Here is a 12,709-nt window from a genome sequence, read left to right as displayed (position 1 = left end):
GCCCGGCAACCGCCGAAGGCCGGCTGACATCAGGAGCCGGAGCCCCCGGGGGTATCCCCCAGCTCCCAGCGGCGCGCGTCGGTCGGGTCCGTGACCGGCGCGACCGAGGTACGGCCGCGAGCGGGCTCGGCCAGGGAGTTGGTGCAGGTCTGGGCACCGTGGTACAGGCGCACGACGTGCTTGGCCTCGGCGAAGAACAGCCACCGCTCCATGCCGATACCGATCAGGCTCGAGACAGCGGCCAGCCAGGCGATGCCGGCCGGGGCGCCTGACAGGATCGACGCGAACACCAGGACTGGGGCCACAAAGCCGAGCAGGAAGACGCCCATCTTCACGTTGTCGATGGTGTCCTTGCGCGGGTCGTAGCCGAACTCGTCGGTCAGGAAGGTGCCGGCGGTGTGGCCGGTATCCAGCAGGCGCACGGTCGCACGGTTGAAGGTGGTGGCGGTATTGATCGTCGGGCCATTCACGCGCGAGATCCAGAAGTAGTAGATCGCCTTCAGCACGGCGGCAGCAACCAGCGCGACCATCGCGACACCCGCATGCATCGCCGTGGCATTGCCGAACACGGTGGCAATGGCGGCAAACAGCGTGGTGCCGGTCGCGATGCCCAGCATGATGTAGTTGGCCGGGGTCAGCGCGGTGTTCCACTGGCGGATGGTCTTCAGACAACCGTAGATCATCCCCGTGGAGAACAGGGTGATCACGGCCAGCACGGCGGCGATCACGCCGGCCAGCGCCGGCAACGGCCCGATGGCCGCGCCCTGCAGCAGGACGCCCAGGCCATAGATCCCGGCGAAGGGATAGAACAGCACCGCGAACACGGCCTCGCGCGACAGCCAGGAGGTCTTGAAGCGCATAAACGAGCGCCAGGCGTTCTTCTTGTTCGCCAGGTGGCCGGTGGAGAGCATCAGCCCCAGGGTGATCATCCCCAGCGAGACCGCGCCGTGTGCCAGCAGCTCGCCGTGGCTCATGGCCGGACCGATGCCCGCGAGGTGGAAGGCCGCCAGCAGGATGAACAGGCCGTAGCCCGCACCGGAGATGACGGTAAACAGGATGACGGAAAATGCCGGATGCATATGAATTCTCCCGATCGGGCCGCGCCTAGCGCGCGACCATCTTGTTGACCCAGTCCTTCACCGAGCTGACCAGACGGTTGGCCCGCACGTCGTCGATGGGGATGGGACGGGTGATACGCGGGGGCAGATAGGTGTTGACCGGCTTGTAGCCCAGCTCCGGCATCTGCTTCACGCCGCCACGCTCGCGCACCAGGCGGCTGACCTCGGAGTTGTCGTCGTCGAAGTCACCGAAGAACCGGGCATGGGCCGGGCAGGTGATCACGCAGGCCGGCTGGCGTTCTTCCGGCGGCAGGGCCTCGTCGTAGATGCGGTCCACGCACAGCGTGCACTTCTTCATCACGCCGTCTTCGCGGTCCAGCTCGCGCGCACCGTAGGGGCAGGCCCAGGCACAGTAGTTACAGCCCATGCACTTGTCCTGGTCGACCAGCACGATGCCGTCTTCCGGACGCTTGTAGGAAGCGCCGGTCGGGCAGACATTCACGCAGTCGGCATGCTGGCAGTGCATGCAGGACATCGGGATGTTGACGGTCTTGTTGTTGGGGTAGTCCCCGACCTCGTAGTGGCGCACGCGGTTGAACCAGACGCCGCTCGGGTCCTCGCCGTACGGGCGATAGTCGGTCAGCGCACCGGTGGTGCCGCTGGTGTTCCACTGCTTGCAGGCCACCGCACAGGCGTGACAGCCCACGCAGGTGTCCATGTCGATTACGAGTCCAAGTCGCATACAACTACTCCTCAAATTTCCTCGGGCCGCCGGCCGGGGCCGGCGGCATGGCCCGGATCCGTGATGCCTAGCGGTCTTCGTCCAGCGAGCCGCGGGTCAGCACGTCACGGATGGAACGATTCAGGTGCACCGGCTTGTGCGCGGCGTAGCGCAGCTGATCCGGGGCCTCGGACATGCCGGGGGCCGGCTTGACCGTGTCGAAGTCGGGCCAGGTGCTGGCCTCTTCCGGATCGGCCGGGGTGATCTTGACCTTCAGGTCGTACCACGCGGCCTGGCCGGTTACTGGGTCGGAGTTGGTGATGTTGTCCACCGGATCGCCCTTCTTCGGCAGCAGCTCGCTGATCAGGTGGTTCATCAGGAAGCCCTTGTTGGACTCGTTCGCGTCCGGCTTCAGGCCCCAGGCGCCCTTCTGCTTGCCGATCGCGTTCCAGGTCCAGACGGTGCTCGGCTCGCAGCCCTCGATCAGCTTGACCTGCACACGGACCTTGCCGTTGTGCGATTCCATCCACACCCAGGACAGGTCCTCGATGCCCATGGACTCGGCCTTGCCACGGTTCATGTACAGGTAGTTCTGGGCGCAGATCTGACGCAGCCAGGCGTTCTGCGAGTCCCAGGAGTGGTACATGAACATCGGGCGCTGGTTGACCGCGTAGAACGGGTACTCGTCCTCGTCGATACGGGTCTGCTCCAGCGGCTTGTGCCAGATCGGCAGCGGATCGAAGAACTGGGTCAGGCGATCCTTGTGCTCCTGCTTGGTCGGCTGCGGACCGTCATACAGGCCCTGGCCGGCCAGCTTGAAGCGCTGCTGGGTCTCGGAATAGAGCTCGATCGTGATCGGATCGGTCTTGCCCACCCAGCCGGCGTGCTTGGCCAGCTCCAAGTACTCCTTGTTCGCGTAGCGGTAGAACTGCTGGTTCGGCGCCAGGTGATGCACGAAGAACCCCTGGTTCTCGATGTACGCCTCCCACTGCTTCGGGTTCGGCTCGCCACGCAGATGGCTCTTGCCGTCCTTGCCGCGGTAGCCGGACAAAAAGCCGATCCCCGGCTCCTTCTCGAAGTTGACGATGAAGTCCTTGTAATCGTCGAACTTGCGGCTGCCGTCGTCGTTGGTGAACGCCGGGAACTTCAGACGACCGGCCAGCTCGACCATGACCTCCTGCCAGGGACGCACGTCGCGGTCGACCTCGAGGATCGGGTGGCGGATGGAGTCCGCCGCCGCGGCCGGCTCGGAGATCGGGCGGTCCAGCATGGAGATCGTGTCGTAACGCTCCAGATAAGTCGTGTCCGGGAGCACCAGATCGGCAAAGTTGACCGTCTCCGAGTGGAACGCGTCCGCGACCACCAGGAACGGGATCTTGTACTCGCCGCTGTCGTCCTTCGCCCGCAGCATGTCCATCACCTCGGCGGTATTCATCGAGGAGTTCCAGGACATGTTCGCCATGAAGAAGATCAGCGTGTCGATCGGGTAGGGATCGCCGTTGACCGCGTTGGTCACCACCATGTGCATCAGGCCATGGTTGGAGATCGGGGCATCCCAAGAGAAGGCCTTGTCGATGCGCAGCGGGTTGCCGTCGTCATCGATGACCAGGTCCTCCGGCGCGGTCGGGAAACCGAGCGGCGGGCTCTTCAGCGGGGTGTTCGGCGCGCATTCCTTGGCCGGCTTGATGCCCGGCGGGACGTGCTTGGGGTACGGCGGCTTGGCCAGGTGACCACCAGGGCAGTCCACCGAGCCCAGCATGATCTGCAGCAGATGGATCGCGCGGCAGGTCTGGAAGCCGTTGGAGTGCGCGGAGATGCCGCGCATCGCGTGCATGGAGACCGGACGGCCGAACACCTTGTCGTGCTTGCGGCCCCAGGAGTCGGTCCACTCGATGTCGAGCTCGATCGTCTCCTTGAACGCGACGTGCGCCATCTCCAGCGCCAGACGCTCGGTCTGGTCGGCCGGCACGCCAGTGATCTTGGCGGTATTTTCCGGGGAATACTCCTCCGACAGATAGCGCTCGGCCAGCAGCGTCATCACGGTCTTGACCGGGCGGCCATCGGGCGCGGTGTACTCGCCGAACAGCGCCGGCTTGATATCGACTTGGGTGCCGTCGACGAACGCTTCCTGCTCCAGTTCCCAGACCAGCGGGTTGCCGGCCTCGTCACGCAGGATCAGGCCATCGCCCTTCTGCCCCGGGGTCTGCACGACCAGCTGGGTGGCGTTGGTGTAGCGCACCAGGAAATCCCAGTCGAACTGATCGTTCTTCAGCAGCACGTGCAGCATCGACAGCGCGAACAGGCCGTCGGTACCGGGCTTGATGCCCACCCACTCGTCGGCGATCGCCTGGTAGCCGGTGCGCACCGGGTTGATGGCGACAAACTTGCCGCCGCGGCGCTTGAGCTTCTCCAGCCCGATCTTGATCGGGTTGGAGGCATGGTCTTCCGCCACGCCCCAGAGCATGTGGTACTTGGTGCGGTCCCAGTCGGGGTCGCCGAATTCCCAGAACGCGAAACCGGTGGTGTACAGGCCGCCGGTGGCCATGTTGACCGAGCAGAAGCCGCCGTGGGCCGCCCAGTTGTAGGTACCGAACTGGGTCGCCCACAGGCCGGTCAGGGCCTGCATCTGGTCGCGGCCGGTAAAGAACGCCAGCTTGCGCGGGTCGGTCTCGCGGATCTTCTGCAGACGCGTGGACAGCATGTCCAGGGCCTCGTCCCAGGAGATCGGCTCGAACTCGCCGGCGCCGCGCTCGGTACCCGGCTTGCGGCGCATCGGCTGGTGCAGGCGCGCCGGGGACTGTTGCTTCATGATGCCGGCGTTGCCCTTGGCACACAGCACACCCTTGTTGATCGGGTGGTGCCGGTTGCCCTGGATATAACGGACCTTGTTGTTCTGGACCGTAACCTTGATGCCGCAGCGGCAGGCACACATGTAGCAGGTGGTGTACTTGATCTCCTGCTCGCTGTGGTTCTCGAACTCGGGTAAGGCACTCATTCAGGCGACCCCATAGATTATGGTTTGCTTATTCACGCTGGGCATATTGGCCATAAAGAAGCCTTTTGGCTAACGAAAAGTTCTTATCTAGGAATAAGCAGAAATAATCTGCGAGAGAATTTATTTATTGCCGCATCGAATCTGGGGCCTTGTTGTGGCAATCACGGAAAAGTGGTCTACGATGTGTACCATGAAACATATCGCCCCCAGCGGCAGGACGGGACACCGTATGCAACACGCCCTCAAGGACGAGAACGCCCTGGTCGACGCCTTCGGCCGCCGCATCGAATATGTCCGTCTCTCGGTTACCGACCGCTGCGATCTGCGCTGCTTCTACTGCATGCCCAAGGGCTTTCGTGACTTCGAGGAGCCGGAGCACTGGCTGAGCTTCGAGGAGATCGAGCGCGTGATGGGGGCCTTCGGGCGACTCGGCACCCGCCGCGTGCGCCTGACCGGCGGCGAGCCGCTGGTGCGCAAGAACCTCCCGGATCTGGCCGCGCGCCTGAACGCCCTGCCCGGCATCGACGACATCTCGCTGTCCACGAATGCCACGCGCATGGCGCGCCATGCCCAGGAGCTGAAGGACGCCGGCGTGGCCCGCATCAACGTCAGCCTCGACTCGCTCAAACCCGAGGTCTTCAAGGAGATCACCGGCGGCAAGCTGGAGAAGGTGCTGGACGGCCTGATGGCCTCCAAGGCCGCCGGGCTCGACCCAATCAAGATCAACATGGTGGTGATGGGCGGGATCAACGAGCCGGAGGTCGAGGACATGGTCGACTTCTGCATCGAACACGGCTTCACTCTGCGCTTCATCGAGACCATGCCGATGGGCGACACTGGCCGCGAGGCAAAAGAGGGTCACTACGTGAACCTGCAGGACGTGCGCGCCCGTCTGGAGCAGCGCTACAACCTCGTCCCCGGCGTGATGCCCGGCGGCGGCCCGGCGCGCTACATGCAGATCCCGGATACCGACGTGCGCATCGGCTTCATCACCCCGATCTCGCAGCACTTCTGCGACACCTGCAATCGCGTGCGCCTGTCGGTGGATGGCACCATCTACACCTGCCTGGGCAACGAACACAGCCTGAACCTGCGCCCCTACCTGCGCGAAGGCTGCAGCGACTCGGAGCTGGAAGACCTGGTAATCCAGGCGATCAACCTGAAACCCGAGCGTCACGAGTTCTCGGAACGCCCGGAGAAGGTCATGCGCTTCATGTCCATGACCGGCGGATGACACCACCGCAAGGCTTGCTAACAAGAAAGGCCCGTCCAGCGAGACGGGCCTTTCTTGTTAGGGGGGCCGCTTTATTAGGGCCAGGGCTTGCCGCCTCTGCAGCTAACCGAGCAACCCGCGCAGAATGAAGAAGAACACGATGGCCAGGATCGCCCCGGCCGGCAGGGTCACGATCCAGGACATGAAGATCATGCGCACCAGGCGCAGGTCGATCGCGGCGATCCCGCGCGCCATGCCGACACCCAGGATCGCCCCCACCAGCGTATGGGTGGTGGAGATTGGCAGCCCGGTACCGGAGGCCAGTACGACGGTCGCAGCCGCCGCCGCGGTGGCCGCGTAACCGCGGCTGGGCGTCAGCTGGGTGATGCCGGTGCCGACCGTGGCGATCACCTTGTGGCCATAGGTAAACAGCCCGAACACGATCCCGAAGCCGCCCAGCAGCAGGACCCACATCGGCACCACGGTCTCCGGGTCCACCTCGCCAGTCTGGATCACGTCCACCACCGCGGCCAGCGGCCCGACCGCGTTCGCGACATCGTTGGAGCCCAGCGCGAAGGCCATCGCACAACCGGTGACGACCATCATCACGCCGAAGACCTTCTCGACATCGCTGAAGTGCGAGCCGTGGGCTTGCAAGGAGGCCTCCTCGAAACGCAGGCGCCGGATCGCGAAGAGTCCGACCACCACCACCGCCACGCTGATCAGTACGGCGAAGCTGTAGGCCTGGGCGCTAGTGAGGTCCAGCCCGACGTGCGTCAGCCCCTTGAACATCGTGACCAGCGCAGTCACGAAGGCCGTCAGAAAGATATACAGCGGCGCCCAGCGCTTGGCGTTTTTCAACGGGTCGACGGTGTCGAGGATCAGCAACTGGATGCTGCGGAACAGCGCGAAGGCGATCATCCCGCCGATCATCGGGGACAGCACCCAGGAGATCGCGATGGTCCCGACGCGCTCCCAGCGCACCACTTCAAATCCGAGGCCCACCACCGCAAAGCCGATGATCGCGCCGATGATGGAGTGCGTGGTGGAGACCGGCCAGCCGAAATAGGAAGCGGTCAATAGCCAGGTGCCCGCCGCCGCCAGCGCCGCGAGCATGCCGTAGACCAGCAGCGAAGGACTGTCCGCGAGCAGTGCCGAGTCCACCATCCCGCTGCGGATGGTCTGCGTCACCTCGCCGCCCGCCAGCCACGCCCCGGCAAACACGAACACCGCGGCCACAAAGACCGCCTGGCGAATGTTGAGGGCCCGCGAGCCGACCGAGGTACCCATTGCGTTGGCGACATCGTTGGCGCCAATACCCCAGGCCATGAAGAGCCCGAAGATGACTGCAAGGCCGAGCAACAGGGTGCCGTATTCCATGCGGTCCTCGGTACGTGGTGCGAGTGGTTACTTGGCCAGCATCAGCTGCAGGCGGCTGCCCACGCGCTGGGCCAGATCGGCCAGCTCGCCTATGGAATCAATCACGCGATACATGAAGATCACGTTCACCGGGGGCAGCTCCGCCTCCTGGGCAAACAGGATCTCGCGTACCTCGCGCTGGGCCTCGTCGGATTCGTGCTCGATCTGGTCCAGCTCGGTCAGGATGTCGTTGACCACCTCGACCTCGTGTCCGCGAAAGCCCGCCTCGACCAGCTCGTCCAGCTCGTTGACCGCGCGCCCGGCCTGATTGACCGCATCCACACTGCGATCCAGAAAGCGCTGCAATGGACCCTGCATATTGGCCGGGAACTGCATCTGGCGGCCCAGCATCAGCCCCGCGATGTCCTTGGCCATGTTTGCGATGCGGTCCTGGATCAGCAGGGTGTCGAGCACGTCGCGGCGCGACATCGCCAGCATCATGCCCTTGGGCAGGTGCAGCCGCAGGTCCTTCTTCAGGCGGTCGGCTTCGTGCTCGAGCTTGACGATCTTCTTCTGCTGAACGCGCGCGGTGTCCCAGTCGTCCCGGGCCATGGCCTCGATGAACGGCGGGAGCTCGGCGATGCAGGCGCGCACCTTCTCCATGTGCGCCTGCAGGGGGCGCACCGGCGAACGGCCAAACAGTTCGAAGACGAAGTTCTTGGGGCTCATGGCGGCGCGAAGAATGTCACAAAGGCGCAATGTACCGCAAAACAACCCTCGATACCCTGTCGCCTGCAGGCGAATGTGTGCCGCGTGCGCTACAATCGTGGCCCAGAGCTGGGGGTGCCCGTACCACATGTCGGGCTGAGAGAGTCCCCTTGAACCTGAACCGGTTAACACCGGCGGAGGGAAGCTCGGTCAACGGTCTGCTGTACTTGGGGTTCCTGCCCCCGCGATCGCCCTGCCCGCGCTCCCTTCGCCCCACGCGTCAGCAGAGGTCCGATCATGAGCGCCATCCCCGAGTCGTTTGCCCGCAAGACCGCCGAGGTCTCCGCGGAGGTCACCCGCCCGTTCCCGAACTCCGAGAAGCGTTACGTCGAGGGTTCGCGCGCGGACATCCGCGTGCCGTATCGCGAGGTCGCGCAGACGCCGACGATGACCTCCGGCACCCCCGAAGAGAACCCGCCGATCCCGGTCTACGACACCTCCGGCCCCTACACCGACCCCGACGCAAGCATCGACCTGCACCGGGGGCTGGCGGACCTGCGCGGCCCCTGGATCGACGAACGCGCGGACACCGAGTGGCTGGACGGCCCGAGCTCCGAGTACGGCCGCGCCCGCGCCGCCGATCCGGAACTGGCCCGCCTGCGCTTCGAGCACATCCGCCCGCCGCGCCGCGCGAAGGCCGGCGCGAACGTCTCGCAGATGCACTACGCTCGCCAGGGCATCATCACCCCGGAGATGGAGTACGTCGCGATCCGCGAGAACAACCGCCTGCAGGAGCTGCGCGCCGACCCGCGCTACCGGAAGCTGCTGCGGCAACACGCCGGCGAGTCGTTCGGCGCCGCGATCCCGGACGAGATCACGCCCGAGTTCGTGCGCGAGGAGATCGCCCGCGGCCGCGCGATCATCCCCGCCAACATCAACCACCCGGAACTCGAGCCGATGATCATCGGCCGCAACTTCCGGGTGAAGGTGAACACCAACATCGGCAACTCCGCGGTCACCTCCTCGATCGAGGAGGAGGTAGAAAAGCTTGTCTGGTCCGCGCGCTGGGGCGGCGACACCCTGATGGACCTGTCCACCGGCAAGAACATCCACGAGACCCGCGAGTGGATCCTGCGCAACTCGCCGGTGCCGATCGGCACCGTGCCGATTTACCAGGCGCTGGAGAAGGTCGACGGCAAACCCGAGGATCTGACCTGGGAGCTGTTCCGCGACACCCTGATCGAGCAGGCCGAGCAGGGCGTGGACTACTTCACCATCCACGCCGGCGTGCGCCTGCAGTACGTGCCGCTGACCGCCGACCGCGTGACCGGCATCGTCTCCCGCGGCGGCTCGATCATGGCCAAGTGGTGCCTGGCGCATCACCAGGAGAACTTCCTCTATACGCACTTCGACGAGATCTGCGAGATCATGCAGGCCTTCGACGTCTCGTTCTCGCTGGGCGACGGCCTGCGCCCCGGCTGCCTGGCCGACGCCAACGACGCCGCCCAGTTCGGCGAGCTGGAGACCCTGGGCGAGCTGACGCAGAAGGCCTGGAAACACGACGTGCAAGTGATGATCGAGGGCCCCGGCCATGTCCCGCTGCAGAAGGTGAAGGAGAACGTCGACAAGGAGCTGGAGGACTGCTTCGAGGCGCCGTTCTACACCCTTGGCCCGCTGGTGACCGACATTGCCCCGGCCTACGACCACATCACCTCCGGCATCGGCGCGGCCAACATCGGCTGGTACGGCACCGCGATGCTCTGCTACGTGACACCGAAAGAGCATTTGGGCCTGCCCAACAAGCAGGACGTGCGCGACGGCATCATCACCTACAAGATCGCCGCCCACGCCGCCGACCTGGCCAAGGGCTTCCCCGGCGCGCAGCTGCAGGACAATGCCCTGTCCAAGGCGCGCTTCGAGTTCCGCTGGGAGGACCAGTTCAACCTGGCACTGGACCCGGAGCGCGCGCGCGAATTCCACGACGAGACCCTGCCGAAGGAGGCGCACAAGGTCGCCCACTTCTGCTCCATGTGCGGCCCGAACTTCTGCTCCATGAAGATCACCCAGGACGTGCGCGACTATGCCGCGGCCCAGGGCATCAGCGCTGACGAGGCCCTGCAGAAGGGCATGCAGGAGAAGGCGGTGGAATTCGTCGAGAAGGGCGCGGAGATCTACCGGAAGACCTGAGGCCCCAACAACGAAACCCGGGTGGCAGCCCGGGACACGCTGATTCAATCGCAAGAGGCGATCATGGCGGCGTTATCGGCTGACGGGGAGGCGGGTTCTGTGACGAGCCACTAACCGATCGCTCGCCCCGCGCAGAATGGGCGTCTACGCTTGTTGTACTGCGCCCGGCACAAGTACCGCCAGGAGGACCACGGCATCGCGACCGCCAGCCGCTATCGCAGCGCCAGCGCCCTCGCCGCGTTGCTGGCCGCCTGTCAGATTGGGGCGGCCACAGCCCGAGACGACGGAGCGGCCGTACAGCAGCGGCCAGACATCTCGGTCTTCGCCTATGGCGCTCGCTGGACCGACACCCGCTTCGTCGAGATCCTCCAGTTCCAGACCGCGATGCAGGACTCGCACCTGGCGGCCGTGGGCATCTCTCGCCGCCTCCACCGCTTCAGTGACCATCTGCATCTCGAAGGCGAGATCAATGTCGCCCGGCACTGGGGTCAGCAGGATCACTTCGAACTAAACGCGGCCGCCAACCTGCGCTGGACCCGCTTCCCCTGGGACCACCTGGTGGACACCTCGGCCGCTTGGGGCATCGGCCCCTCGCGTGCCTTCGGCGATCCGGTCATCGAGGATCGCCGCCCCAGCCGCACCCAGGCGTTCATGATGGCCGAAGTCACCTTCGCGCCGTCCGCGTCACGAGACAGTTCCTGGGAGGCCTTCCTGCGTATCCATCACCGCTCCGGCGTCTTTGGTGTGGTCAGCGATGCCAGCGGTTCCAATTTCATCGGCACCGGTGTCCGCTTTCACTTCGGCCCTCGATAACACGCTAACCGGCCACACCAGCGGCCGTCGGAAATCCACTACTGTGCCCTTGTCCGGGCTCAACGCACCTCGATGCGGTTGCGTCCGTTCTTCTTGGCCGCGTACAGGGCCTGGTCGGCCCGGTCGAAGGTATCGACCCGGCGCTCGCCCGGGCGGTATTCGGTCACACCGAAGCTCGCGGTGCGCCGCCCGACGGCGTCAAAGTCAAAGGCGTTGATCCGGGCCTGCAGGTCGCGGGCCGCCGCCTGCGCCTGCTCGGCGTCGGTCTGTGGCAGCAGCACGAAGAATTCCTCGCCGCCAATACGCCCAATGGCATCCACCTTGCGCAGGTTCTGGCGCAGAAGCTCGGCGAACTGTTTGAGGACCGTGTCACCGGTCCTGTGGCCCCAGGTATCGTTCACGGCCTTGAAGTAGTCGATGTCGATCAGGATCACAGAAAATGGCTGGCCATAGCGCTCGGTGCGCGCACACTCCTCCTCGAACAACTGCTCGATATGCGCACGATTCGACAATGAGGTCAGCTCGTCGACCTGCGCCGAATGCGCCAGCTCCCGTTGCTGCAGGAAGGTAAGTTTCAGGGCCCGTTCCAGCACGAAGGCACTCAGGCAACCAAACGAAAACGCCGCCAGCACCCACAGCAGGTGCAGCTGTAGCAAGCCGGTCTCCAGGGTCTGGAGGAGACTGGCCGCCACGACCAGCACCACGATCCCGGTAGCGGCCAGTGCGGCCTGACGCAGGGCCAGGCCCGAGATCGCAAAGGTCCACATGATGCTCAGATAGATCTCGGGGGCGAACACCAGAAACTGTGGCGAACCGGCATTCAGGTAGAGGTTGGCGGCATTCGCGACCACTGGCGCGATAATCAGCAAGGCCCACATCGGACGCTGGAGCGACGCGCGGAAAGTCATCGCCGCCACGGCCAGCAACATGCCGGGCACCAGCAAGCCATGGGCCAGCAGCCGCTGGCCCGACGCATCGACGGCTACCGTCTGCTCGATGGCGGCATACAACAGATATAGCGCAGCGGTCAGAAACGCGATGTAGCGCACCTGCGGAATGCGCGTGGCACGCAGCCAGGCCGCAAACCCTCGCCGTGTGTCCTCGCCCTCCGCGTATAGCGGATCCATCCGTCCCCGCAGTCGCCTTGCTATATCCAAGATCCTGTTCCTTGCTTGCCAGGGTCGGCCGTTATGACCCCGGCTTGCGGAAGCCGTTCCGGGCGGGAGATGGCCCTGCGGTTACTGCATGTGTTCGCCCATGGCGCCGAGGCCCATCATGCCAGCGCCAATGCCGAACAGCATGCCGACGATCATCAGGGCCAGGTAGATCAGCAGCAGCACGCCGAAGATGGTGAAGTAGATGCGCAGTCGGCTCAGCGCGTATTAAATCTCTAACGGGTCCTTGCTGTCGAATGCGCAATGCCAGACACCCGCCGCCCGCATGAGCATCACACCGGCCCAGATCGGGGTCCAGGCGATGATGATGCCGACAATGGACAGGGCGGTGAGCACGTCCGAGCGGATCAGCCTTTCGCACCGTGCTACGGCTCGCCCACGCGTACGGGGGGTACCCCAACGAGCGGTCGCTGCGAAACCTAACGCCGGACTCACGCGTCACCTTTCACTCGAATACCTATTTATGGGACTTGTAGGCTC

General features: G+C 64.9%; 9 protein-coding genes, 1 pseudogene and 1 riboswitch. Of the genes and pseudogenes, 3 read left to right on the top strand and 7 right to left on the bottom strand.

Annotated features, from left to right (window positions below):
- Window positions 1-29: 29 nt before the first annotated feature.
- The 3 genes from F467_RS0103020 to F467_RS0103010 all read right to left on the bottom strand — a co-directional run bounded on the left by F467_RS0103020 (window position 30) and on the right by F467_RS0103010 (window position 4,774).
- Window positions 30-1,079: a DmsC/YnfH family molybdoenzyme membrane anchor subunit gene (locus F467_RS0103020; RefSeq protein ID WP_012981561.1), complete on the bottom strand. Its 1,050-nt coding sequence runs from the start codon at window positions 1,077-1,079 to the stop codon at window positions 30-32.
- 25 nt (window positions 1,080-1,104) lie between these two features.
- Window positions 1,105-1,800, bottom strand: coding sequence for a 4Fe-4S dicluster domain-containing protein (locus tag F467_RS0103015; protein WP_018175142.1), 696 nt, complete (start codon window positions 1,798-1,800; stop codon window positions 1,105-1,107).
- 67 nt (window positions 1,801-1,867) lie between these two features.
- Window positions 1,868-4,774 carry a molybdopterin oxidoreductase family protein gene (locus F467_RS0103010; RefSeq protein ID WP_012981559.1) on the bottom strand — a complete coding sequence of 969 codons (2,907 nt, stop codon included), beginning with the start codon at window positions 4,772-4,774 and terminating at the stop codon, window positions 1,868-1,870.
- Window positions 4,775-5,003: 229 nt separating this feature from the next.
- Between F467_RS0103010 and moaA the strand changes: the two genes are divergently transcribed.
- Window positions 5,004-6,008, top strand: coding sequence for a GTP 3',8-cyclase MoaA (gene moaA, locus F467_RS0103005; protein ID WP_012981558.1), 1,005 nt, complete (start codon window positions 5,004-5,006; stop codon window positions 6,006-6,008).
- Window positions 6,009-6,110: 102 nt separating this feature from the next.
- Here the strand turns inward: moaA and F467_RS0103000 are convergent, their stop codons facing one another.
- The gene (locus F467_RS0103000; protein ID WP_018138209.1) at window positions 6,111-7,367 is read right to left on the bottom strand and encodes an inorganic phosphate transporter; all 1,257 of its coding nucleotides are present in this window, start codon (window positions 7,365-7,367) and stop codon (window positions 6,111-6,113) included.
- Window positions 7,368-7,394: 27 nt separating this feature from the next.
- A complete protein-coding gene (locus tag F467_RS0102995; RefSeq protein WP_012981556.1) occupies window positions 7,395-8,075 on the bottom strand; it encodes a TIGR00153 family protein in 681 nt (226 codons plus the stop codon).
- Between the two features lie 100 nt (window positions 8,076-8,175).
- Window positions 8,176-8,274, top strand: a riboswitch (TPP riboswitch).
- Between the two features lie 77 nt (window positions 8,275-8,351).
- On the opposite strand from F467_RS0102995, the gene thiC reads away from it, so the two are divergent.
- Complete coding sequence (thiC, locus tag F467_RS0102990; RefSeq protein ID WP_018138208.1) at window positions 8,352-10,241, top strand: phosphomethylpyrimidine synthase ThiC; 1,890 nt, start codon at window positions 8,352-8,354, stop codon at window positions 10,239-10,241.
- A gap of 153 nt (window positions 10,242-10,394) precedes the next feature.
- Window positions 10,395-11,054: a hypothetical protein gene (locus F467_RS0102980; protein ID WP_018138206.1), complete on the top strand. Its 660-nt coding sequence runs from the start codon at window positions 10,395-10,397 to the stop codon at window positions 11,052-11,054.
- Window positions 11,055-11,113: 59 nt separating this feature from the next.
- Here F467_RS0102980 and F467_RS0102975 read toward each other — a convergent pair whose 3' ends face one another.
- Window positions 11,114-12,181 carry a diguanylate cyclase gene (locus F467_RS0102975; RefSeq protein ID WP_012981553.1) on the bottom strand — a complete coding sequence of 356 codons (1,068 nt, stop codon included), beginning with the start codon at window positions 12,179-12,181 and terminating at the stop codon, window positions 11,114-11,116.
- Window positions 12,182-12,292: 111 nt separating this feature from the next.
- Window positions 12,293-12,580 (bottom strand): annotated as a pseudogene (locus F467_RS13785) (DUF5362 family protein); the annotation flags it as partial.
- Window positions 12,581-12,709 lie beyond the last annotated feature (129 nt).

It is taken from the genome of Thioalkalivibrio sp. ALJ12 (assembly GCF_000378305.1).
In the GTDB taxonomy this organism is placed as follows: Bacteria; Pseudomonadota; Gammaproteobacteria; order Ectothiorhodospirales; family Ectothiorhodospiraceae; genus Thioalkalivibrio.
Note: the sequence above shows the minus strand (reverse complement) of the source record. Positions and strands in the feature narration are given on the sequence as shown.